The 21824-nt window shown below is 64.4% G+C and carries 23 protein-coding genes; 12 read left to right on the plus strand and 11 right to left on the minus strand.

Annotated elements, in window-relative coordinates; translation table 11 throughout:
* Window positions 1–695 (minus strand): hypothetical protein (locus tag NJ75_RS08245; protein ID WP_039333687.1); only part of this gene is annotated, 695 nt, incomplete at its 3' end.
* Between the two features lie 333 nt (window positions 696–1028).
* On the opposite strand from NJ75_RS08245, the gene NJ75_RS08250 reads away from it, so the two are divergent.
* The 4 genes from NJ75_RS08250 (at window position 1029) to NJ75_RS08265 (ending at window position 3662) form a co-directional block, all read left to right on the plus strand.
* A complete protein-coding gene (locus tag NJ75_RS08250; RefSeq protein WP_039333390.1) occupies window positions 1029–1691 on the plus strand; it encodes an energy transducer TonB in 663 nt (220 codons plus the stop codon).
* Between the two features lie 81 nt (window positions 1692–1772).
* Window positions 1773–2528, plus strand: coding sequence for a MotA/TolQ/ExbB proton channel family protein (locus NJ75_RS08255; RefSeq protein ID WP_039333391.1), 756 nt, complete (start codon window positions 1773–1775; stop codon window positions 2526–2528).
* A gap of 120 nt (window positions 2529–2648) precedes the next feature.
* Window positions 2649–3176, plus strand: coding sequence for an ExbD/TolR family protein (locus tag NJ75_RS08260; RefSeq protein ID WP_082013322.1), 528 nt, complete (start codon window positions 2649–2651; stop codon window positions 3174–3176).
* Between the two features lie 45 nt (window positions 3177–3221).
* A complete protein-coding gene (locus NJ75_RS08265) occupies window positions 3222–3662 on the plus strand; it encodes an ExbD/TolR family protein (protein ID WP_039333396.1) in 441 nt (146 codons plus the stop codon).
* A 1109-nt stretch (window positions 3663–4771) separates the two neighbouring features.
* On the opposite strand, the gene NJ75_RS08270 is transcribed toward NJ75_RS08265, so the two are convergent.
* On the minus strand, window positions 4772–5119 hold the full coding sequence (locus NJ75_RS08270) for an arsenate reductase (RefSeq protein ID WP_039333398.1): 348 nt from the start codon (window positions 5117–5119) through the stop codon (window positions 4772–4774).
* Window positions 5116–5427, minus strand: a complete 312-nt coding sequence (locus NJ75_RS08275) for an antibiotic biosynthesis monooxygenase family protein (RefSeq protein ID WP_039333399.1) — start codon at window positions 5425–5427, stop codon at window positions 5116–5118. Before NJ75_RS08275 ends, NJ75_RS08270 begins: the two co-directional genes overlap by 4 nt.
* A gap of 75 nt (window positions 5428–5502) precedes the next feature.
* Between NJ75_RS08275 and aroC the strand changes: the two genes are divergently transcribed.
* Together aroC and NJ75_RS08285 are read left to right on the plus strand one after the other, a co-directional pair.
* A complete protein-coding gene (aroC, locus tag NJ75_RS08280; RefSeq protein ID WP_039333400.1) occupies window positions 5503–6585 on the plus strand; it encodes a chorismate synthase in 1083 nt (360 codons plus the stop codon).
* A gap of 90 nt (window positions 6586–6675) precedes the next feature.
* Complete coding sequence (locus tag NJ75_RS08285) at window positions 6676–7995, plus strand: dicarboxylate/amino acid:cation symporter (protein WP_039333401.1); 1320 nt, start codon at window positions 6676–6678, stop codon at window positions 7993–7995.
* A 3-nt stretch (window positions 7996–7998) separates the two neighbouring features.
* Here NJ75_RS08285 and NJ75_RS08290 read toward each other — a convergent pair whose 3' ends face one another.
* Genes NJ75_RS08290 through dapB form a run of 3 tightly spaced genes read right to left on the minus strand, consistent with a single transcriptional unit; the run spans window position 7999 to window position 9831 of the window.
* A complete protein-coding gene (locus NJ75_RS08290; RefSeq protein WP_039333402.1) occupies window positions 7999–8403 on the minus strand; it encodes a hypothetical protein in 405 nt (134 codons plus the stop codon).
* The gene (gene nth, locus NJ75_RS08295) at window positions 8400–9101 is read right to left on the minus strand and encodes an endonuclease III (protein ID WP_039333404.1); all 702 of its coding nucleotides are present in this window, start codon (window positions 9099–9101) and stop codon (window positions 8400–8402) included. The genes NJ75_RS08290 and nth overlap by 4 nt, the downstream gene beginning before the upstream one ends.
* A 1-nt stretch (window position 9102) precedes the next feature.
* Window positions 9103–9831: a 4-hydroxy-tetrahydrodipicolinate reductase gene (gene dapB / locus NJ75_RS08300; protein WP_039333406.1), complete on the minus strand. Its 729-nt coding sequence runs from the start codon at window positions 9829–9831 to the stop codon at window positions 9103–9105.
* 35 nt (window positions 9832–9866) lie between these two features.
* Between dapB and NJ75_RS08305 the strand changes: the two genes are divergently transcribed.
* Together NJ75_RS08305 and NJ75_RS08310 are read left to right on the plus strand one after the other, a co-directional pair.
* On the plus strand, window positions 9867–10580 hold the full coding sequence (locus tag NJ75_RS08305; protein ID WP_039333689.1) for an NAD-dependent deacylase: 714 nt from the start codon (window positions 9867–9869) through the stop codon (window positions 10578–10580).
* 70 nt (window positions 10581–10650) lie between these two features.
* The gene (locus tag NJ75_RS08310) at window positions 10651–11058 is read left to right on the plus strand and encodes an acyl-CoA thioesterase (protein WP_039333408.1); all 408 of its coding nucleotides are present in this window, start codon (window positions 10651–10653) and stop codon (window positions 11056–11058) included.
* A 161-nt stretch (window positions 11059–11219) separates the two neighbouring features.
* Here the strand turns inward: NJ75_RS08310 and NJ75_RS08315 are convergent, their stop codons facing one another.
* Together NJ75_RS08315 and ubiG are read right to left on the minus strand one after the other, a co-directional pair.
* Window positions 11220–11399: a hypothetical protein gene (locus NJ75_RS08315; RefSeq protein ID WP_039333409.1), complete on the minus strand. Its 180-nt coding sequence runs from the start codon at window positions 11397–11399 to the stop codon at window positions 11220–11222.
* Between the two features lie 3 nt (window positions 11400–11402).
* On the minus strand, window positions 11403–12155 hold the full coding sequence (gene ubiG / locus NJ75_RS08320; protein ID WP_039333411.1) for a bifunctional 2-polyprenyl-6-hydroxyphenol methylase/3-demethylubiquinol 3-O-methyltransferase UbiG: 753 nt from the start codon (window positions 12153–12155) through the stop codon (window positions 11403–11405).
* An 84-nt stretch (window positions 12156–12239) separates the two neighbouring features.
* On the opposite strand from ubiG, the gene NJ75_RS08325 reads away from it, so the two are divergent.
* On the plus strand, window positions 12240–13496 hold the full coding sequence (locus tag NJ75_RS08325; RefSeq protein ID WP_039333413.1) for an aspartate kinase: 1257 nt from the start codon (window positions 12240–12242) through the stop codon (window positions 13494–13496).
* Between the two features lie 12 nt (window positions 13497–13508).
* On the opposite strand, the gene NJ75_RS08330 is transcribed toward NJ75_RS08325, so the two are convergent.
* A complete protein-coding gene (locus tag NJ75_RS08330; protein ID WP_156135740.1) occupies window positions 13509–15101 on the minus strand; it encodes a hypothetical protein in 1593 nt (530 codons plus the stop codon).
* A gap of 76 nt (window positions 15102–15177) precedes the next feature.
* Window positions 15178–15852 (minus strand): pentapeptide repeat-containing protein, encoded by a 675-nt coding sequence (locus NJ75_RS08335; RefSeq protein ID WP_039333417.1) that lies wholly within the window; start codon window positions 15850–15852, stop codon window positions 15178–15180.
* 307 nt (window positions 15853–16159) lie between these two features.
* On the opposite strand from NJ75_RS08335, the gene NJ75_RS08340 reads away from it, so the two are divergent.
* A complete protein-coding gene (locus NJ75_RS08340; protein WP_039333419.1) occupies window positions 16160–17170 on the plus strand; it encodes an NAD(P)H-dependent flavin oxidoreductase in 1011 nt (336 codons plus the stop codon).
* Between the two features lie 4 nt (window positions 17171–17174).
* Window positions 17175–18410, plus strand: a complete 1236-nt coding sequence (locus NJ75_RS08345) for a tetracycline resistance MFS efflux pump (protein ID WP_039333420.1) — start codon at window positions 17175–17177, stop codon at window positions 18408–18410.
* A gap of 8 nt (window positions 18411–18418) precedes the next feature.
* Here the strand turns inward: NJ75_RS08345 and NJ75_RS08350 are convergent, their stop codons facing one another.
* The gene (locus NJ75_RS08350) at window positions 18419–19054 is read right to left on the minus strand and encodes an HNH endonuclease (protein ID WP_039333422.1); all 636 of its coding nucleotides are present in this window, start codon (window positions 19052–19054) and stop codon (window positions 18419–18421) included.
* Between the two features lie 240 nt (window positions 19055–19294).
* On the opposite strand from NJ75_RS08350, the gene gyrB reads away from it, so the two are divergent.
* Entirely contained in the window at window positions 19295–21799 is a 2505-nt protein-coding gene (gyrB, locus tag NJ75_RS08355) for a DNA topoisomerase (ATP-hydrolyzing) subunit B (RefSeq protein ID WP_039333424.1), read from the plus strand.
* Window positions 21800–21824: the final 25 nt, after the last annotated feature.

Here is a 21824-nt window from a genome sequence, read left to right on the forward strand (position 1 = left end):
ATCTCGGACAGGCTGACGCCCCAGGTCCGCTCCATGCCCGGCCGGCGGACGACAGAGAGCGATACCGGCGCATTGTTCTGGGTTTGCAGGAACACCTGCGTTTCGCCTTCGCCGACAAGATTGCCGGGGACATGAAGGACCTCGCGCACGCCCTTGATCCGCGGCGGCGCGTCGGGCGAAAGCATTTCGGTGAGGATCGCACGCGTCCGCATCTCGGTTTCGCCCGACCACGGCAACTGTGCGCCGGCATCGACAAGGCTGATCTCTCCGGCGCGACCGGGCACGGTCCGTGCAAACAGCAGCATGACCGCCTTCGAAAGCTTCGGCACTTTCCCCCGGGCATCGAGCGGAACATCGGCCAGATAGCGCACGGTCTCGCCCATGGCGGGGCCAGTCAGCACGGTCTGGGTGCGGGCTTCGATCAGCACGCGGGCCATTCCCAGGGCTACGCCGGGAGCCTGTTCGGGCTTGAGCCGCGATGCCTTGCGCACCTGCACGCGCAGCACGGTCTCGGCAGCGTCGGCCAGCGAGGCAAGGTCGGCGTAGGTAAGAGAAGGCGCCGCCCCGGCGGTGACAGCGCCGTCATCACGCCGAATCGCTGATTGCTGAGCGCTGGCCGAGGTGGCTGCGAATCCTGAAAAGAGCATTGCGAAGGCAGCGGCAGGGAGCGCAGCATTCGATACAAACCTAGGCATAACAGGGTCTCCGGCGGAATCCGCGCTTCGTTTCTGGCTGATTTCAGGCAGTGCAACCATGAATCACGAGTTAACGGATAAAGCATTTGCGCGCCTTTGGCTTCGCCGTTAAAGATGCGCCGGTTCGGGCAATCCAAAACAAGCAGCCCGACGCTTGCCGCCGCCAAACCCCCTGGTTTGATGTCGGCGGACCGGGTTGCCGGCAGGGTGGATTGAAATTTGCTGGATTGGCCTTCGGGCAGGACGGTGATCCTGTGCGCGGGCACCACCTTGGTCAGGGCCGTCATGCGCGTGCTCCGGGCCCGGGTGGGCGATCAGGAGTATTGGAGCTGAATGGCATACGCTGACCAACAGATGAGCGGTAACAAGATCACCGCGCTCATCGTCGTTGCGATTCTTCATGTCGCCGTTGGCTACGCGCTCGTTACGGGCCTGGCTCAAGAGGCGTTCAAGAAGGTCAAAGAGGTGACCTCGGCGGTCAACATCGAGGAAGAGAAGCCGCCGGAGGAGCCGCCGCCGCCGCCGCCTCCGAAGGAGAACACGCCGCCGCCGCCGATCGTCGCGCCTCCGCCGCCGATCAGCTTTAACGCGCCGGCGCCGCAGGTTCAGACGGTCAATGAAGCTCCTCCGATCCCGGCTCCGCCGGCGCCGGTTGCTCTTCCTGCACCGCCTGCCGCTCCGCCCCCGCCGCGCTTCCAGCCCAAGGGCGCTGCGCCAAAGGGCAATCCCGGCAACTGGGCGACGTCGAACGACTACCCCTCGCGTGCGCTTCGCGAAGAGCGTGAAGGCACCACGGGTTTCCGTGTCACGGTCGGTACCGACGGCAAGGTGACGGACTGCCAGATCACCAGATCTTCAGGCAGCCCGGATCTTGACGAGGCGACCTGCGCCAACGTCCGCCGCCGCGCGCGTTTCACGCCCGCGACCGACGGTGAAGGCCAGCCGACCACGGGCTCGTATTCGAACTCGATCCGCTGGGTCATCCCGAAGGATTGATCCGCACCGCGGAACTGACACGAGAGCCTGGTCCGACCGGCACTCACGCACTTTGATTTGAATTGAAGAGGAAGACTCGCAATGTTCATCTACGCTCTTGCTGCCGCCGCTGGCGCCGCAGCGCCGCAGAAGTCCTTCGGCATCAAGGAAGCCCTGTTCCCGAACGGTCAGCCGAACTGGATCGGCATCGCCACCCTCGTGATCCTCGCGATCATGTCGTTCGGTTCGTTCTACATCCTGTTCACCAAGCTCATGGAGCAGAACAAGATCATCGGCCAGTACAAGAACATCGGCACGTTCTGGCGCGCTCCCTCGCTGCGTGAAGGCGCTGCGAAGCTCGAAAAGAACTCGGCATGGCGCCAGATCGTCGACGACGGCATCGCCGCCGAAGACCAGCACGGCAAGATGACCGACGCCATGGAAGCCCATGACTGGCTGCACGGTTCGCTCGCCCGCTCGGAAGCGTTCGTGAACGCTCGCCTCGCCGGCGGCCTTCCGTTCCTCGCCACCGTCGGTGCTACCGCTCCGTTCATCGGTCTGTTCGGTACCGTGGTCGGCATCTACAACGCGCTGATCAACATCGGCCTCGCCGGTTCGGCCTCGATCGACAAGGTCGCAGGTCCGGTCGGTGAAGCTCTGATCATGACCGCGCTGGGTCTGCTCGTCGCCGTTCCGGCCGTGCTTGCCTACAACTGGTTGCAGGCTCGCAACAAGAAGATCGCAGAGCTGCTCTCGGGCTTCTCGACCGACATCCTGGCGAACATCAACTCGAAGGGCGCTGTGAAGCCTGCTCTTCCGGCTGCTCCGGCCACCCCGGCCGCTCCGGTCAAGAAGTAAGCAAAGAACCGGGCCGGCGGCATGTCCCCGGCCCCTTTCCGGAACGCGGGTCCCAGGCCGGAGTCTTTCTCCGGATCGCTCCGGCCCCTCTCGCGGCTCAAAACGGATAGGATGTAACCCATGGCAATGTCTGTAGGCGGCGCTGGCGGAGAAGAACGCCCGATGTCGGACATCAACACCACGCCGCTCGTGGACGTGATGCTGGTGCTGCTGATCATCTTCCTCATCGCGGTGCCCGTCGCGATCCAGTCGATCGAGAAGCTCAAAGTCCCCGTGCTTGTCAGCGAGGAATCGCAGGACAAGGTCGAGAACCTGATGCTGTCGGTCGTCTCGACGGACGCCGCAGGCCGTAGCCCGAAGGAACCCGGTTACGAGGGTTCTTCGCGCACCGGCCAGTGCCGCGTCTATTTCAACAACATCACCCCGGTGGACAACCAGGAGCTGTACCAGCAGGCTTTCAATCGCCTCGATGCGATCGTGAAGCGTGAAGGCGGCGCCGCCAACATGGACCCCGAGAAGATCCCCGAAGTGCATATCCGTGGCGACGTGAACGTGCCGTGGAAGTGCATCGCAGGGGCCATCTACAACGTCCAGTCCGCTGGCTATCCCAAAGTCGGCTTCATCTCGACGCCGGTCGATCCGGGCTAAGCCCGGACCCTCGACAGGTCCAGAGAGCGAACAGGAGTACCAACCATGGCAATGAGCGGCGGCAAGGATGATGGCTCGCCGATGATGGAAATGAACACGACGCCGTTGATCGACGTCATGCTCGTTCTCCTCATCATGTTCATCATCACCATCCCGGTGGCCACGCATGCGGTGAACATCGACCTCCCGCAGCCGACGAACATCCCCAACAACGTCACGATCGATCCGATCAAGAACAAGCTGGTGCTGACCGCGACCAACCAGATCCTCTGGAATGGTGCTTCGGTAAGCGAAGGCCAGCTGGTCTCGATCATCGCCTCGACGAAGGGGATCAACCCCGAGCCGGAACTGCAGTTCCAGCCCGAGGAATTCGCCAGCTACGAGATCGCGAACCGGCTGATGAAGATCATCACGGACGCCAAGGTCACGAAGTTCGGCTTCGTCGGCAACGAGAACTTCGCCACTTTCGAAAAGGGTCCGAACTAAGGACTTAGCCCGAGGGCTGAAGACAAGAGGGAGCGGTGCGAACCGCTCCCTTTTTTGTTGTGGCAAAGCTTCTGCACCCACGCCTGCTTGGGAAGGGTGTTTCGAGCGGAGGCGCGGAGAAGGTTACGCGCTTGTATCTCGCAAAGGCACAGAGGGAGCAGAGATCGCAGAGAAGAAAGAGGTATCTGACCCAACGACGCAAAGACGCGAAGATGGCGCGCCATGTGGCAAAGCCGCCTCACAATGCTGGCATTTCGTGCGATCGGCACTGAAGGCCTGCGGCGCGCGCAATCCCTTTGCGTCTTCCCGTCTTTATGCATGACAGCCCGGGCGCAAGCCGTACTCTTTTCCGCGATCTCTGCTCGCTCCGCGCCTCTGCGAGAAACCCTTCTTCTCTCCAACAAAGAGCATCATCCGCTGGCGAATGCGGACCGGTGACGCCGGTGGGAAGCTTGCAGATCGCGCGACCGGTGCGGTGCCGTTTGGCACGCAAAGGATGGGGCGCGGGACCGGTTGCGAGTGGCCGGGGGGCGGTTCCGGGCCCCTGGTCGGCTCAGCCTGAGGGCGGACATATGTGAAAGGACGAAGCTTTGGCAGCGGCTCGCGTACTGCCTTGGCTTCTGGCAAGCGGCTGCGTGAAAAGAACCTGTCGTTTGTGCTGACACTGTCGCACAATCATGGCGGGTTCCGCATCCGCAGCGTCGCTCAGGGTTCGGCGCCGTGCTATCAGCCCTGGGTTGTCCTGTCTGTCCTTGGGTAACGGCAGGGATCGCCCGGTGGGTCTGGGCTTAACGCCCCTCGTTGAACCCGCAGCGCACCTGCCGCACCGATCGCGCCGAAAGCGTCCGCACGCAGCGTCAGCTTCCGAAGGGAGAGGAGCGGGTTGGCCTTGTGCCCTCTCCTGACCTGTGGGCGGAGCGTATAACCTATATGGTTCTTTTTGTCAAGTTGTTCCAGCACCACCCTTCATCGTCATCCCGGGCTTAACCCGGGATCCCGCTTCCTTATTGTGAGCGGTGAGACTGAAGAAAAGCCTAGCCCCGGATCAAGTCCGGGACGACGGTAGAGACTGGAAACTCCGGGGGGGCAGCCCGTTCACGGACACGAAATCAGGCTAATGCCGAGGTCCACTCCGCCTCGTTGAAACCGACCAGCAAGCCGCCCGGATGCTCGACGATTGGGCGCTTGATGACCGAGGTGTTTTCGGCGAGCACGGCGGGGGCGTCGTCTCCGGCAAGGGTGGCTTTCTGGGCCTCGTCGAGCTTGCGGTATGTCGTGCCGGCCTTGTTCACCACCTTGTCGAGTCCGGCGGCGGAGATCCATTGGGCGATCCGGGCGGGGTCGGCACCCTGCTTCTTGTAGTCATGGAAGGTGTAGGCGATGCCCTGCTTGTCGAGCCAGACCCGCGCCTTCTTGACCGTGTCGCAGTTGGGGATGCCGTAGACGGTGATGCTCATGAGTCCTGCCTGTTGAAGCGGTGCACGCGCGTCGGCGTGCCCGCGAAAAGGGTATAGCTCTCGTAGTATTCGGTCCGGCCTCTTGCCTGCATTTCGGCGTGGCTGGCAACGCGGCGCCATGCCAGTGCCGATGCCTCATCCTCCCATTCAGACAGGGCAATGACCTCGCCGTCGTCGGCAGTATAGCTCTTGAAGGCGAGGTAACCGGGTTGCTGCACGGCGAGCTCTTCCATCGCCTGGGCATCGGCAGAGTAGGCGGCGGCATCGATATCGGCGCGCTTGCGGTTGCGGAAGACGACGAGGAACATGGGGCAAGCGATAGCGCGATGGCCCGCGCGCCGAAAGGTGGACTTTTCCGCGCATCTGCGACAAAGCGCCATCCCATGAGCCTGAACAGCTTCGGTCACCTCTTCCGTTTCACCACCTGGGGCGAAAGCCACGGGCCCGCGATTGGCGCGGTGGTCGACGGCTGCCCTCCCGGCCTTGCCATCAGCGAGGCGCAGATCCAGCCGTTCCTCGACGCGCGCCGCCCCGGCCAGTCGCGCTTTACCACGCAGCGGCAGGAGCCGGACCAGGTGCGCATCCTCTCGGGCGTGTTCGAGGGCCCAGATGGTGTCAGACGCACGACGGGAACGCCGATCAGCCTGATGATCGAGAACGTGGACCAGCGTTCGAAGGACTATGGCGACGTGGCCAAGGCCTATCGCCCCGGTCATGCCGACTATGCCTATGATGCCAAGTACGGTTTCCGCGACTATCGCGGCGGCGGGCGCTCGTCGGCGCGCGAGACGGCTTCGCGCGTGGCCGCTGGCGCCGTGGCGCGTCTGGTCATCCCCGAAGTCCAGATCCTTGCCTGGGTGAGCGAAATCGGTGGCGACCGCATCGACATGGATCACTTCGATGCCGACGAGATCGGCCGCAACCCTTTCTTCTGCCCGGATTCGTGGGCGGCGGCGCGCTGGGAAAAGCTGGTCGACGAGGCGCGCAAATCGGGCTCGTCGCTGGGTGCGGTGGTGGAATGCGCGGCGACGGGGGTTCCGGCCGGCTGGGGCGCACCGCTCTATGCCAAGCTCGATGCCGAACTCGCCCACGCGATGATGGGCATCAATGCGGTCAAGGGCGTGGAGATCGGCGACGGCTTCGCGGCGGCGCGCAATACCGGCGAAGGCAACGCCGATCCGATGCGGCCGGGTTCCGGGGCGCCTGAATTCCTGGCGAACCACGCGGGCGGCATTGCCGGCGGCATTTCGACCGGGCAGCCGGTGACGGTGCGCGTGGCGTTCAAGCCGACGTCCTCGATCCTCACGCCGATGCCGACGATCACGCGAGAGGGTGAGGCGACCGAGCTGTTCACCAAGGGCCGTCATGACCCATGCGTGGGCATTCGCGGGGTTCCGGTGGTTGAGGCGATGATGGCGCTGGTGCTGGCGGACCAGAAGCTGCTGCACCGGGGGCAAGTCGGCTAAAAGCGGCTGCTGTTAAAAGATCGGCGGCGGTTGAGCCGCTGGTGAAAGGTCGTTAGTCTCCTCTGCAACAAAATTGCGGGAGCACGTTTCTTGGCCAAGCGCCTTACCCTCTACATCGTGATCGGCATGGTGCTCGGCATCCTCGTCGGTTACGTGCTCAACACCAGCTATCCCAAGGGCGACGAAACGCTGGCGCAGATCGCCGATACGCTGAAGCTGCTGCCTGACATCTTCCTGCACCTGATCAAGATGATCATCGCGCCCCTGATTCTGGCGACGCTGGTGACGGGCATCGCCGGGATGGGCGACAGCGCGGCGCTGGGCCGGATCGGCGGGCGGGCGCTGGCATGGTTCATCACCGCCAGCCTGATCTCGATCGGTCTCGGCCTCTTGCTGGTGAACCTTTTCAAGCCAGGGGTGGGGCTGGAATTCACGGCCGCCGGGCCAGTGGGCGATCTGGCGACGGCGGACTTCACCTTGCGCCACTTCGTGCTCGAGATTTTCCCGACCAGTGCCCTCGACGCGATGGCCAAGAACAACGTGCTGCAGATCCTCGTGTTCTCGCTGTTCGCGGGCGTGGCGCTGTCGGCCATCGGCGAGACTGGGGCGCCGATCGTGCGCGGCTGCGAGGCGCTGGCGCATCTCATGCTGCAGATCACCGACTATGTCATGCGCATGGCGCCGCTTGCCGTGTTCGGGGCGCTGGCTTCGGTGATCGCGACCAAGGGGCTCGGCATCGTCGTGACCTATGGCGTGTTCGTCTCGGAGTTCTACTTCGGGCTGCTGCTGCTGTGGATCATCCTGCTGACGCTGGGCGGGATCTTCCTCAAGGGCCGCATCTTCCTTCTGGCGCGTTACATTCGCGAGCCGCTGCTGCTGGCGTTTTCGACCGCGAGTTCCGAATCAGCGCTGCCCAAGCTGTTCGAACAACTCGACCGCTTCGGCGTGCCGCGCCGCATTTCAGGGTTCGTGCTGCCGCTGGGCTACAGCTTCAACCTCGACGGTTCGATGATGTACACCAGCTTTGCGACGATGTTCATCGCGCAGGCCTATGGCATCGAGCTTTCCATCGGGCAGCAGATCGCCATGCTGCTGACGCTGATGGTGACCTCGAAGGGCATTGCCGGGGTGCCGCGCGCAAGCCTCGTGGTGATTGCCGCCACGCTGACGCAATTCGGGCTGCCGCTCGAGGGCATCGCCCTGCTGCTCGGCGTCGATACCTTCCTGGACATGGGGCGCACCGCCACCAACGTCGTCGGCAATGCAGTGGCGACCTCGGTCATCACCAAGTGGGAAGGCATGTTGCAGCCCCCGCTGGCCCCCGATGCCGAGCCACCGCACGCACCTGCCCATACCGTGGCCGATGGTCGGGCAGGGCTTAACCTCGACCCGGTCAACTACGAGAAGTAGGCCCTATTTCTCCAGTTCGACCGGAGTGAATTCGCCCAGGCCGCAGGCGCCCCGGTTGATCGGGCCGGGGCCGCCGTTGTTCACCAGCACCGTGATGATATCGACATTGCAGAGCTGGGTGAGCGAGGTCGAGTAGGAGAAGGCGCGCTCGAACCCGAGGCTGAAGCAACGGTTGGGCAGGGTGTTGCGATACCACTGGCCGCCGCTGGTGCGAAAGTCGATGGTCCAGTCATCGCGGACCTGGCTTTCGCGGATGGTCTGGAGAGGCAGGCAATTCACCGGCTTGCCGACGACCTTGGCCTTGGGAATGTCGGCGCGATGGCCGTCATTGCCCTGCTTGGCATCAGCGGTGCAGCCCGCCACCGCCAGCGTAAGGCCTGCGATCAGAAATGGAGTCACGCGCTTCATGCCTTGCTCTCCTTTCGTTTTGGCGGAGCCTTGGCTTTCTTCGCTGCCGGGGGCCTGGCTCCTTTTTCAAGAACCTTGCCCTTGAAGCTGCAAAGATCAACCAGCCCGCAGTGCCAGCATTCGGGCGTCCGCGCCTTGCACACATAGCGTCCGTGCAGGATCAGCCAGTGGTGCGCGCCGACGCGAAACGGCTGGGGAACCTTCTTCTCCAGCCCTTTCTCAACGGCGAGTGGCGTCTTTCCCTTCGCAAGGCCGGTGCGATTGCCGACACGGAAGATATGCGTATCGACCGCAAAGGTTTCCGCGCCGAACGCGCAGTTCATCACGACATTGGCGGTCTTGCGCCCCACACCGGGGAGCTGGGTGAGGAGATCGCGGTCTGCCGGAACCTCGCCGCCGTGTTCGCGCACGAGGATTTCGGCCATGGCCATGACGTTCTTCGCCTTGGAATTGAACAGGCCGATGGTCTTGATGTGCTGTTTCAGGCCCTCCTCGCCGAGGTCGAGCATGTCCTGCGGCGTCTTGACGATGGCGAACAGCTTGCGCGTCGCCTTGTTCACGCCGACGTCGGTCGCCTGTGCCGAGAGCGTGACGGCCACCAGAAGCTGGTAGACGTTGCCGTATTCCAGCTCGGTCTCGGGCGAGGGGTTGGCCTCGGCGAGGCGGCGGAAGAATTCGAAGATGTCCGCCGACTTCATTTTAGAGCCCGAGCACTTCCGGCATGGTGTAGCGGCCCGGTGCCTTGCCGATGATCCACTCCGCCGCGCGGATCGCGCCCTTGGCGAAGATGCCGCGATTTTCGGCGAGGTGGGAGAAGGTCAGGCGTTCGTTATCGGCAAGGAAGTGGACCGAGTGGTCGCCTGCGACAGAGCCGCCGCGCAAGGCGGCAAAGCCGATCGTGCCGGCCTTGCGCGCGCCGGTGATGCCATCGCGGCCACGCACGGCTTCATCGGCCAGATGCACGCCGCGCCCCTTGGCTGCCGCTTCGCCGAGCAGCAGCGCGGTGCCCGAGGGCGCGTCGACCTTCATGCGGTGGTGGGTCTCGACGATCTCGATGTCCCAGTCCTCGCCGAGGCGGGAGGCAGCTTCGCGCACCAGGTGGCTGAGCAAGGTCACGCCCAGCGAGGTGTTCCCGGTCTGCAGCACGGGGATGCTTACCGCTGCCGAATCGATCAGCCAGTGGTGGCGCTCCTCGAGCCCGGTGGTACCGATGACGATGGGCACGCCGGTGTGGATCGCGGCATCGAGATTGAATTCGAGCGCGCCCGGAGCGGAGAAATCGACCAGCACGTCACTGGACTGGGCGAGGGCGAGCGGGTCGCCGCCCTTGTCTATCCCGCCGGCAAATTCGTGCCCGGCTGCTGCAACTGCTGCCTGCAGCGCATTGCCCATTCGTCCAGCGCTGCCGATGATTCCGATTCTGGTCATTGCCTATCCTTCACGTCGCGTGCTTCATGGTCGTGATGAGCACCCCACGCAATATCGTCATTCTTACCGGAGCCGGAATTTCTGCAGAGTCCGGTATCGATACCTTTCGCGGAGGCGGGGGGCTATGGGAGCAGCACCGGGTCGAGGACGTGGCGACGCCCGAGGCCTTCGCGCGTGACCCGAACCTGGTGCTGCGGTTCTATGACATGCGGCGCGAGGCGATCCAGACCAAGGAGCCCAACGCCGCCCATTACGCGCTGGCCCGGCTCGACCGGGAATGGGCGAAGCGGGCGGGTGGCGAAGTGCTGATCGTCACGCAGAACGTCGACGATCTGCACGAGCGGGGCGGTGCGCTGAACGTGCTGCACATGCATGGCGAGCACCTCAAGGCGTGGTGCACCTCTTGCGACCGGCGGCACCGCTGGACCGGGCCGTTGCTCCATCGGCCAGAGTGCCCGACTTGCGGCATGCAGGCGCTGCGTCCGGACGTGGTGTGGTTCGGGGAAGTGCCTTACCGGATGGACGAGATCTATCGGGCGGTTTCGGAAGCGGATCTGTTCGTATCGATCGGCACGTCTGGTGCAGTCTATCCGGCGGCGGGGCTGGTCCGCACCGCGCGGGACCTTGGCGTGCAGACGCTGGAGCTCAATCTCGAGCGTAGTCAGGGGTCGGCGTGGTTCCACGAAACCCGTCTTGGCGCCGCTACGGAGATCGTCCCGGCATGGGTTGAGGAACTTCTCTCAAGTTAAAGTGTTGCTGCAGCGAAAAGGGTGATCTCGCGCCTGTCAAAGTGCCGCGAATCATGTTACCTACATCAGTGTGAGCAACGTGATCCCCCATCTCGTCCCAATCGCCGTAAAGCCCGATGACATCGACTTCATGGGCCACGTCAACAACGCCTCATACCTCACGTGGGTGCAGGATGCGGTGATCGACCACTGGCGTGCGCTGGCCCCGGCCGAGGCGGTCGCCGCGCACCTGTGGGTCGCGCTGAAGCACGAGATCACCTACCGCCGCCCGACCTTCCTCAATGACCCCGTGATTGCCCACGTGATCCTCGAGAAAGTGCAGGGTGCACGCGCGTTCTACGAAACGATCATCAAGCGCGGCGAGGAAGTGCTGGCCGAAGTGAAATCAAGCTGGTGCTGCCTCGATGCCGAGACGCTCCGCCCGGCCCGGCTGGCGCGCGAACTGGTCGAGAAGTTCCTGCCTTCTGCGGCGGAGTGAACCTCGTAGCGCCTTCGTGCCAAGCCAGTGTCCTTCGACAAGCTCAGGACGAGCGGATTTTTTAGCAAATTCATCACCGCCGCTCATGCTGAGCCTGTCGAAGCATCGTGCGCCAGGCAGCCTTCGACAAGCTCCGGATGAGCGGGGGCAGGGCAGAGGCCTCAGCGCAGCTTGGCGATGGAAAGGCCGTCGTTCTTGGCCCGCTGCTTGACCGATTCCTCGCTGCGGGTGAGGGCCTTGGCGATGGCCTTGAGGGCCATGCCTTTCTTGGCGAGCGTGTGCAGCTTGCTGATTTCGTCGGCGGTCCAGGCCTGCTTGTGGCGTTCGAAGCGTTCGGCCATGGCTCAATCCTTCCGGGTCACGGTGGCGATGTAGTTGAGCGCGAGGTCGTCGGACAGGTGCAGGCCCTTCGACACGCTCCATGCGATGCCCATGGGATTGCCCATCTTGAGGCCCGCGTCCTCGAGCAGGTCGTGCAGTTCGACCGGCGTGATGAAATCGTCCCAGTGGTGCGTACCCCGGGGCACCATGCCGATGGCCTCTGCGCCTTCAACCAGCAGCAGGCGCGAGCGCGTGGTGCGGTTGGGGGTGGAGAGGATCATCAGCCCGCCGGGGGCGAGCGCAGCCTCCAGTGCAGCAATGAAGGCGGCCTTGTCGGCCACGTGTTCGATCACTTCCATCGAGGTGACGAGGTCGTAGCCTGCAAGGCCGAGCTGGCCGACATCGCCGCAACGGTAGTCGATGCCGAGCCCTGAACCTTCGGCATGGAGCCGGGCGGCGGCGATGTTCTCTTCGGCTGCGTCCACCCCGGTCACTTCCGCGCCGAGCCGGGCCAGCGGTTCGCACAGCAGGCCGGCGCCGCAACCGACGTCGAGCGCCCTTTTGGCAGCCAGTGGCCTTGCTGCGCGCGAATCGTTGCCGAAATGCGCGTCGATGGCGTCGCGAATGAAGGAGAGGCGCACCGGGTTGAGCTTGTGCAGCATGGCCGAGGAGCCCTTGGGGTTCCACCAGTCCGCCGCCAGCTTGCCGAAGTGGGCGGCTTCAGATTCTCTGATGGTCGCTGGGCGAATGGTATTCGCAGAGGTTGCATTGCTCATAAGCCGTCCCTAAAGCGCCCGCGCTGCAAGGTCCACCGACCTTGCGGGCAAGATTCTTACGCGCAAGACTTCAGGAGCAAGCCCTTGGCCCGCATCGTGATGAAATTCGGCGGCACGTCGATGGCCGGAACCGAGCGCATCCGCCGCGTGGCGCGCATCGTGCAGCGCCAGCAGGCCGCGGGGCACGAGGTTGCGGTGGTCGTCTCGGCCATGGCGGGAGAAACCGACCGCCTCGTCAACTTCTGCCGCGAGGCAAACCCGCTTTACGATCCGGCCGAATACGACGTGGTCGTTGCCAGCGGCGAGCAGGTGACGTCTGGTCTTCTGGCGATGCACCTGCAGGCGCTGGGCTGCAAGGCGCGTTCATGGCTCGGCTGGCAGCTGCCGATCCACACCGACGATGCCCATTCCAAGGCGCGTATCGAAGGCATCGATTCGGAAGCGGTGCTGGCCTCGATGGCATCGGGCGAGATTGCCGTGATCCCCGGCTTCCAGGGCGTGTCTGACAAGGGCCGCGTGACCACGCTGGGCCGTGGCGGTTCGGATACCTCGGCCGTGGCCGTGGCGGCGGCGGTCAAGGCCGATCGCTGCGACATCTACACCGACGTCGACGGGGTCTATACCACCGACCCGCGCATCGTCGCCAAGGCGCGCAAGCTGAAGAACGTCACCTACGAGGAAATGCTCGAACTGGCCTCGGTCGGCTCGAAGGTGCTGCAGACCCGTTCGGTCAGCCTTGCCATGAAGGAAGGCGTGCGCGTGCAGGTGCTGTCCTCGTTCATCGATGACGATGCGCCCGCTGCCGATACGATTCCGGGAACGATGATTGTCTCTGACGAAGAGCTTGAAGGATTGGATATGGAACGCCAGCTGATCACCGGCATCGCTGCCGACAAGAACGAAGCCAAGATCACCCTGACGCGCATTTCCGACCGTCCGGGCGCGGTTGCCGCGATCTTCGGCCCGCTGGCCGCCGCCAACATCAACGTCGACATGATCATCCAGAACATCGCCAAGGACAAGGGCGAGACCGACGTGACCTTCACGGTCCCGCTGGCTGACCTCGCCCGTGCCCAGGCGCTGCTGGAAGAGCGCAAGGACACGATCGGCTATTACCGCATGCTGGCCAACAGCAAGGTCGCCAAGATCAGCGTCGTCGGTGTCGGCATGCGCAGCCACGCAGGCGTTGCCGCAACGATGTTCCGCGCGCTGGCCGATCGTGGCATCAACATCCAGGCGATCACCACCAGCGAGATCAAGGTCTCGGTGCTGATCGACGAGGACGAGACCGAACTCGCCGTGCGCGTGCTGCACACCGCCTACGAGATGGACGGCGAATAATCCTTCTGACCCTTAGGGGGACGACAGCGAGAAGACCGCGAGCTGGCGCACGATCCGGCCCGGTCTTCCTCCGCCATGGTGGGGAAACCAGCGCACTGTCAGGCGGCTGGGGTCGCCCCCGTTCGCGCTGATTGCCACGCGCATGGTCTTTTCGATGGCCTCGGGCCGATAGCTGCGGATATCGGCGACCACGGCAAGGACGGGGCAAGGATCGGTCCCGGCGATCCGGGCAGCGAGCAGATCACGCGGCGCCCATGCGTGCACGTAGGCTCCGTGCATGATGACGAAGGGGCGGTAATCGTGCCAGGTTGCGCGCTCATAGTAGCCGAACCGGTCCTGCATATGCTGGCGCAGGCCGATTTCCTTGGCAGGCGAGAAGTCCGGGACTTCCTCGACGTTGCGCAAGACGGGCACGACTGTGTTCCTGCAGGCAGAAAAGCTGGCGAGATGGCGGGCGAGGGACCGGAAATCCTGCTTTGACGGCAAGGGTGTGGGGCGTTGCCAGGTTGCCAGCTCGAGCGCGGTGACAAGGAGCGCGGCGAGGCCGGCGATCGTTGTCAGCGTTGGCCATCTGCGCGAAAGGCTGTCCAGCAGGCCGATCAGCCCGCACCAGCCGAGAACCAGTCCCACCTGAGGACCGCGATAATTCATGCTGGGCACCACGAGAGTGACAATCAGCCCGGCCAGCGTAACGATGACCGGGCCGCAGAGCAGGGCGAGGTCGTGCAGCAGCGGCGCCTTTTCCTGGCGCGGCGTCTTGCGCTTGCCGATCAGGACAATTGCGCCGCCAAGCAGGCATGTCGCGGCCAGAGCAAGCATGGCCGGGGTTCCGCCGGTGCGCAGGCCGTTTTGCACGCTTGCGGCCAGGAACCTCACGCTCGGCGCGAAGATCTTGGCCGAGACGCCGAAGTCGTGGAACAGGAGGATCTGGGCGGCATAGGCCATCCCCGCCAGCGCCGTCCCGGCCAGGCCGGCGAGCGCGAGCCGCCACGCCTCCGGACGCGCCAGCACCAGCGCCACGCACATCCAGCACGATGCGTAGAGCGCGAAGAGGTGGGTCGCGCTGGCAAGCGTTGCCGCAGCGACGAACATGCCACCCCAGACACTTGCCGGACCTGCAGCCGAAGTTGCCGCAGCCACGCGCGACGATGCCAGCGCCGCAACGGCGAGCACGAAGCTTACCATCGCATAGGATCGGATCTCCGCGGCGTGTTCACCCCAGAAGGGCGAAGATGCCACCAGGGCGGCAACCAACAGGCGAGGGCGCAGCCTTGTGCCGGGCCGGGGCAAGACCAGCACGGCGGCGATCAAGCCGAGCGAGAATGCCACCGACAGGAGCCGCGCAGACGGCTCGTCAAAGCCCGCCATGCGGACCCATCCCCACAGCAGGGAGTAGAAGGTCGGCGGGTGCGTGTCCTGCACCGCGCGCGCGAGCATGGCCGTAAACGTCGGCTGCTCTGCCAGACGCATCGAGAAGATCTCGTCCTGCCAGAAGCTGCTGACGGAAAGGCCCGCGAAAAGGCGCCAGATTGCCCACAGGACAAGGCCGCCTGCCATGACGGCAGCGATCCTGCCCGCTGCAAACCTTCCGAAAGCCTGACGCATTTCCCGTTTCCCCACTCGGCCCGGAGACGCTGTCGCCTGGCTCTCGACTGGCAGCCAGGCGCCCGGCAGGCAACAGTTACCTGATCAGCAGGCCCCAGCCTGACAGCAGTTGTTCGGCCTGCTCGCGCGAAATCACGGCACCACGGAAGACCCGGGCGTCTTCGAGTTGCAGCCCGCCGAGGTCCGCGCCGCGAAGGTCTGCGCCGGCAAACTGCGCGCCATCGAGATTGGCTTCGCGCAAGCTGCACCCTTCAAGCACGGCGCCGCGGAAGTCGCACTTGGCAAGGTCCGCCTGCGCCATGTCGAGCCGCACCAGCTTCTCCTTGCGGAAAGAGAGGCCGGGCAGGCGCGCGCCAACCAGCAGCACTTCCTCGAAGGTGAAGCCCATGCCCTTGGCCATGTGCAGGTCCGCGCCGGTCATGCGCGTGGAGACGACCTTGGCCGAGCCGATGTTGGCGCGGCGCAGCGATGCGTTGTTGAGATCGCAGCCTCGGATCTGCGCTTCTTCAAGATCCGCGCCGGTCAGGTTGGCAAACGGCGCCTTGGTCGACCGCCAGACCGTGCGGGCGAGCCTTGCGCCGGAAAGATCGGCGTGGCGCATCGAGCAGCTTTCGAACGTCCAGCCCGAGAGGTCGAGTTTGGAGAGATTCGCCTCGTCGAGGTCGCAGGATTCGAGGTGTTGCGGGGCCTTGCCGGCAAGCGCAGCGATGTCGGCACGAACAAGCGTCTGGCCCGAGAGGATTTCCGTCATGCCTCGCGCTTAGGCGAAATCTGCGGCCAGGCAAAATGAAACCCCGCCCTCCGGCCCGATCCGGAGCCAAAGGGCGGGGTGCGACCCGGGCCAGTCTAGGAGATTGAGACGACCGGCTCTCGGGGCTCGGTGGGTGAGGGGGAACCCACTTGATGCAAGCCTTCTACCGGACATGGCATGATCGGTAAAACAGGTTAACTTGCGCAGAGTTATCGCTTCTGGCGATGATGCGGCCAAGTCCGGCCTTGTTGCCGCCCCAAACCCGCCCTAAAGCGCGCGCCGGACTTTCGGACGGGATTCTCGAAGCATGCCTGCAACACCCAAGACATCAGCCCTCATGCGCCGCGGCGCCGAGTTCCTCGGCACGGAGCACGCCATCCTGTGCGGGGCGATGAGCTGGGTGTCGGAGCGCAACCTTGTTTCGGCAATCAGCAACGCCGGGGGCTTCGGCGTGATTGCCTGCGGGGCGATGACGCCCGAACTCCTCGATACCGAAATTGCCGCAACCAGGGCGCTGACGGACAAGCCCTTTGGCGTGAACCTGATCACGATGCACCCGGCGCTGTTCGACCTGATCGCGGTCTGTGCGAAGCACAAGGTCGGCCATGTCGTGCTGGCAGGCGGCATTCCGCCCAAGGGCAGCGTCGAGGCGATCAAGGCCTTTGGCGCCAAGGTCATCGTCTTTGCGCCGACGCTGGCGCTGGCGAAGAAGCTGCTGCGTTCCGGTGCGGACGCGCTGGTGATCGAAGGTTCGGAAGCGGGCGGCCATATCGGGCCGGTCTCGACCTCGGTGCTTGCGCAGGAATTCCTGCCCGCATTGGCTGAAGACCACGTGGTGTTCGTGGCAGGGGGCATCGGGCGGGGCGAGATGATCGCCAGCTACCTCGAGATGGGTGCTTCGGGCGTGCAGCTTGGCACCCGCTTTGCCTGCGCCACGGAATCGATTGCGCACCCGGCATTCAAGGCGGCGTTCTTCCGTGGCAATGCGCGCGATGCGGTCGCTTCGGTGCAGGTCGATCCGCGCCTGCCGGTGATTCCGGTCCGCGCGCTCAAGAACAAGGGCACCGAGGAGTTTACCGCGAAGCAGGTGGAAGTGGCCAAGCTGCTCGACGAGGGCAAGCTCGACATGGCCGCCGCCCAGCTCGAGATCGAGCACTTCTGGGCAGGCGCGCTGCGCCGTGCGGTGATCGACGGCGACGTCGAGCGCGGTTCGGTCATGGCTGGCCAGTCGGTCGGCATGGTGACGAAGGAAGAGCCGGTGGCCGAGATCATCGCCCAGCTCATGGCCGAAAGCGAGGAAGCGCTCTCGCGGCGCTGATCGCATGGCGGCAGGGGCAGCATCAGGGCATCGCGCCTCTTTCGGCGTCGTCTTTGCGATTGTCCTTATCGACATGCTCGGCTTCGGCGTGGTGACGCCGGTGCTGCCGGGCCTGATCATGGACCTGACGCATGTCGATATCGGCACGGCGGCAGGTTACGCCGGCTGGCTGGGGGCGGGCTATGCGGCGATGCAGTTCGTGTTCGCGCCGGTGCTGGGCAACCTTTCGGACCGCTATGGCCGCCGCCCGATCCTGCTCGCGGCGGTGCTCATGCTCGGGCTGGATTACCTGCTGCAGGCGATGGCGCCCAATTTCGGGTGGCTGATTGCCGGGCGGCTGATTGCGGGCCTCACGGGCGCCAGTTTCTCCCCGGCCTATGCCTATATTGCCGACGTTACCCCACCCGAAAAGCGCGCGGCGAACTTCGGGCTGATGGGGCTTGCGTTCGGCATCGGCTTCGTCGTCGGCCCGGCGATGGGCGGGTTGCTCGGGTCGATCGACCCGCGCCTGCCGTTCTACACCGCCGCCGGGCTGGCGCTGGCCAATGCTGTGTTCGGGTTCTTCTTCCTCAAGGAATCGTTGGCCCCTGAAAACCGCCGCCCGTTCGACTGGCGGCAGGCAAACGCCATGGCCTCGCTGCGCGCGCTGAAGGGGCAGAGCCCGACAGTGCTGTGGTTCGTGGCGGCGCTCGGCACGTGGCAACTGGCGCATATCGTCTATCCGGCGGCGTGGTCCTACTTCGCGATTGCCGCCTATGGCTTCAGCGTGGGCCAGGTCGGCGTGGCGCTGGCGCTGGTGGGGTTCAGCAGCGCGCTGGTGCAGGGGGTGGGCCTGCGCCAGTTCCTGCCGGTGCTGGGTGAGAAACGCGCGGTTGTGCTCGGTGTGGCAGGCCTGTGCGTTTCGGCGGTGCTTTACACTTTGGCGCAGGAGCCTTGGCAGGTCTACGTGGCGATTGGAGTGGGCGCCTTGCAGGGCTTCGTGCAGTCGCCCATCTCGGCGTTCAACAGCCGCGCGGTGGATGCGCGCAGCCAGGGCGAGTTGCAGGGGGCGGTGCAGTCGATCGGCTCAATCGCAGCGATCATCGGACCGCCGATGTACACGCAGACGTTGGAGAAGTTCAGCGGTCCGAACGCGATATATCAGTTGCCGGGAATGCCGATCCTGCTGGCGGCGGCGATTTCTCTGATCACGCTGGCGCTGTTCCTGAAGGGTGCCGCCCTGCTGGAGCGGCGGGCCTAGTATCGGGGTCAGCTCTCCAGCTCGACGTCCCAGTAGAGCCAGTCGCGCCAGGTTTCGTGCAGGTAATTGGGCGGGAAGGCGCGGCCGCGCTCCTGCAGTTGCCACGTCGTCGGCCGGATCGCGCGGTTCATCAGCCGCATGTGCGCCTGTTCTGGGGTGCGTCCGCCCTTCCTGAGATTGCAGGGTGAGCATGCCGCTGCCACGTTCTCCCACGAGGTGCGCCCGCCGAGGCGACGCGGCACGATATGGTCGAAGGTCAAGAGGTCGGGGCTGCCGCAATACTGGCACTGGAAGCGGTCGCGCAGGAACAGGTTGAAGCGGGTGAAGGCGGGATATTCGCTCGGCCGCACGTATTGCCGCAGCGCGATGACCGAGGGCAGCCTCATGCCGAAGCTGGCGCTGTGGACCTCGCGGTCGTAGGTCTCGATAATGTCGACGCGTTCGAGGAACACCGCCTTGATCGCGGTCTGCCACGGCCACAGGCTCAAGGGGTAATAGCTCAGCGGGGTGTAATCGGCATTGAGGACCAGCGCGGGGCAGTTCGCCAGATGCCGGTCATTGTGCAGAACATCGTTGAAGGCGGTGCTGTCACCGCTGTTGGGCCTGGCCGAAGCCGCCCGATCGATCAGCGCCTTATGGAGCACGTCCCGACTTCTTCCCTGCACACAGAGGCGGGAGCGCCTCCGCAGGGGCAGTCATGGCTTTGCCTGGTGACCGCAGTGTTACACATGCGCTCATGGAACACGCCTGCGAGTCCGGCGTCAAGGGGCTGAATGGGTGCATTTCCACAGCCTGCCTTCGCCGCGCGCCGATCGGGGCTTTCCCTTGTGTAAAACAGGCCGGATTCGCTTGGGTTTTTGCCCTTTTGTGCCTATGTGCAGACTATGTCGAGCACCAACGAAAACACACCCAACACCAACGCCTATGGCGCCGATTCCATCAAGGTCCTGAAAGGCCTCGATGCGGTGCGCAAACGCCCCGGCATGTACATCGGCGATACCGACGATGGTTCGGGCCTGCACCACATGGTTTTCGAGGTTTCCGACAACGCGATCGACGAGGCTTTGGCCGGTCACTGCGATCTGGTGCTGATCGAATTGAACCCCGATGGCTCGGTCTCGGTGGAAGACAACGGGCGCGGCATCCCGACCGACATTCACGCCGAAGAGGGCGTCTCTGCGGCCGAGGTCATCATGACCCAGCTCCACGCGGGCGGCAAGTTCGAGAATACCTCGGACGACAACGCCTACAAGGTTTCGGGCGGCCTCCATGGCGTCGGCGTGTCGGTGGTCAATGCGCTGTCGGAATGGCTGGAGCTGACGATCTGGCGTGACGGCAAGGAGCACTGGATGAAGTTCGCGCACGGCGATGCCGTTGCGCCGCTGGAAGTGCGCGGGCCGGCGCCGGAAGGCAAGAAGGGCACGCGCGTGACCTTCCAGGCGAGCCACGAGACGTTCAAGAACGTGCTTGAGTTCGATTTCGACAAGCTCGAACACCGCTACCGTGAGCTCGCCTTCCTCAATTCGGGCGTGCGCATCATGCTGCGCGACAAGCGGCACGAGGAAGTGAAGGAGCACGATCTCTATTACGAAGGCGGCATCGCGGCCTTCGTGAAGTATCTCGACCGCAACAAGCAGCCCCTGATGCCCGAGCCTGTGGCGATCTCCGCCAACCGCGATGGCATCGGCATCGACGTCGCGCTCGAATGGAACGACAGCTACTACGAAAACGTTCTGTGCTTTACCAACAACATCCCGCAGCGCGATGGCGGCACGCACCTGGCGGCGTTCCGCGCGGCGCTGACCCGCACGCTGAACGGCTATGCCGAGCGGTCGGGCCTGCTCAAGAAGGAGAAGGTCAGCCTTACCGGCGACGACATGCGCGAAGGCCTCACCGCCATCGTCTCGGTCAAGCTGCCCGATCCGAAGTTCTCCTCGCAGACCAAGGACAAGCTGGTTTCGTCGGAAGTGCGTCAGCCGCTCGAAAGCCTGATGGCCGACAAGATGGTCGAATGGCTGGAGGAAAATCCCGGCCACGCCAAGGCCATCGTGCAGAAGGTGATCGACGCCGCCGCCGCACGCGAAGCGGCCAAGCGCGCCCGTGAGTTGACCCGACGCAAGGGCGCGATGGACATCGCCTCGCTGCCGGGCAAGTTGGCGGACTGCCAGGAGCGCGATCCGGCCAAGTGCGAACTGTTCCTGGTCGAGGGTGACTCGGCAGGTGGTTCGGCCAAGCAGGGGCGCGATCGCAAGACGCAGGCGATTCTGCCCTTGAAGGGCAAGATCCTCAACGTGGAGCGAGCCCGCTTCGATCGCATCATCGGCTCGAAGGAAGTCGGCACGCTGATCCAGGCGATGGGCACCGGCCTGCGCGACGAATTCAACATCGACAAGCTGCGCTATCACAAGATCGTGATCATGACCGACGCCGACGTCGACGGCGCGCATATCCGCACGCTGCTGCTGACGTTCTTCCATCGCCAGATGCCCGAGATCATCAAGGCCGGGCACCTCTTCATCGCCCAGCCGCCGCTCTACAAAGTCGCCAAGGGCCGCAGCGAGGTTTACCTCAAGGATAACGCCGCGATGGACCGCTATCTGGTCGAGGCGGGGCTTTCGGGCCGTATTCTTGAAACCGCCGGTGGTGCGCGCAGCGGCCCCGATCTCGAGGCGCTGGTCGACCATGCCCTGCGCATGCGCAACCTGATGGGCTTCGTGCCGCGCCGCTATAACCCCTCGATTATCGAGGCGCTGGCGCTTTCGGGCGCGCTCGAGCCGGAGATGGGCGCCGAGCAGCGCGATGCTGCTCTCGCCAAGGCGGCAGACTGGCTCAACCGCGGCGATACCGAAGCGCGCTGGAGCGTCGTGGTATCGGAAGAGGGTGGTTATCACGTGCAGCGCCTGTGGCGCGGGGTGACCGATCATCACATGATCGAAGCGGGCTTTCTCGTCAGCGCCGAGGCGCGCAAGCTGGCCAAGCTCGCCGCCGAGAACGCCGAGGTCTATGCCGGGATGGCCCGTCTGGTGCGCGCGACGGCTGCCGAGGCAGAGCCTGCGCCGGTCCTGGCCGAAGGGGATGATGAAGCACCCGCTGCGCCGGCAGCCAAGGTCAAGGATGCAATCACGCGGCCTTCCGAACTGCTCGATGCAGTCTTTGCCGGTGGCCGCAAGGGTCTGTCGATCCAGCGCTACAAGGGCCTTGGCGAGATGAACGCCGAGCAGCTCTGGGAAACCACGCTCGATCCAGACAACCGCTCGCTGTTGCAGGTCAAGGTCGAGGACGCCGACGTGACCGACGAGATCTTCACCCGTCTGATGGGCGACGTGGTGGAGCCGCGCCGCGACTTCATCCAGGAAAACGCGCTCAACGTGGCGAATCTGGACGTTTGATCGTGGCCTTCACCGACGAAATCCC

The sequence above is a fragment of the Novosphingobium subterraneum genome (genome assembly GCF_000807925.1).
GTDB classification, from domain to species: domain Bacteria; phylum Pseudomonadota; class Alphaproteobacteria; order Sphingomonadales; family Sphingomonadaceae; genus Novosphingobium; species Novosphingobium subterraneum.

Coding starts and splice junctions, on each gene's coding strand:
- dapB (WP_039333406.1), bottom strand. CDS start 9,831: ATGACCAGAATCGGAATCATCGGCAGCGCTGGACGAATGGGCAATGCG.
- NJ75_RS08305 (WP_039333689.1), top strand. CDS start 9,867: ATGAGCACCCCACGCAATATCGTCATTCTTACCGGAGCCGGAATTTCT.
- NJ75_RS08260 (WP_082013322.1), top strand. CDS start 2,649: ATGGCAATGTCTGTAGGCGGCGCTGGCGGAGAAGAACGCCCGATGTCG.
- NJ75_RS08345 (WP_039333420.1), top strand. CDS start 17,175: ATGGCGGCAGGGGCAGCATCAGGGCATCGCGCCTCTTTCGGCGTCGTC.
- NJ75_RS08255 (WP_039333391.1), top strand. CDS start 1,773: ATGTTCATCTACGCTCTTGCTGCCGCCGCTGGCGCCGCAGCGCCGCAG.
- NJ75_RS08335 (WP_039333417.1), bottom strand. CDS start 15,852: ATGACGGAAATCCTCTCGGGCCAGACGCTTGTTCGTGCCGACATCGCT.
- ubiG (WP_039333411.1), bottom strand. CDS start 12,155: ATGAGCAATGCAACCTCTGCGAATACCATTCGCCCAGCGACCATCAGA.
- NJ75_RS08270 (WP_039333398.1), bottom strand. CDS start 5,119: ATGAGCATCACCGTCTACGGCATCCCCAACTGCGACACGGTCAAGAAG.
- NJ75_RS08275 (WP_039333399.1), bottom strand. CDS start 5,427: ATGTTCCTCGTCGTCTTCCGCAACCGCAAGCGCGCCGATATCGATGCC.
- NJ75_RS08340 (WP_039333419.1), top strand. CDS start 16,160: ATGCCTGCAACACCCAAGACATCAGCCCTCATGCGCCGCGGCGCCGAG.
- gyrB (WP_039333424.1), top strand. CDS start 19,295: ATGTCGAGCACCAACGAAAACACACCCAACACCAACGCCTATGGCGCC.
- NJ75_RS08315 (WP_039333409.1), bottom strand. CDS start 11,399: ATGGCCGAACGCTTCGAACGCCACAAGCAGGCCTGGACCGCCGACGAA.
- NJ75_RS08330 (WP_156135740.1), bottom strand. CDS start 15,101: ATGCGTCAGGCTTTCGGAAGGTTTGCAGCGGGCAGGATCGCTGCCGTC.
- NJ75_RS08250 (WP_039333390.1), top strand. CDS start 1,029: ATGGCATACGCTGACCAACAGATGAGCGGTAACAAGATCACCGCGCTC.
- nth (WP_039333404.1), bottom strand. CDS start 9,101: ATGAAGTCGGCGGACATCTTCGAATTCTTCCGCCGCCTCGCCGAGGCC.
- aroC (WP_039333400.1), top strand. CDS start 5,503: ATGAGCCTGAACAGCTTCGGTCACCTCTTCCGTTTCACCACCTGGGGC.
- NJ75_RS08265 (WP_039333396.1), top strand. CDS start 3,222: ATGGCAATGAGCGGCGGCAAGGATGATGGCTCGCCGATGATGGAAATG.
- NJ75_RS08290 (WP_039333402.1), bottom strand. CDS start 8,403: ATGAAGCGCGTGACTCCATTTCTGATCGCAGGCCTTACGCTGGCGGTG.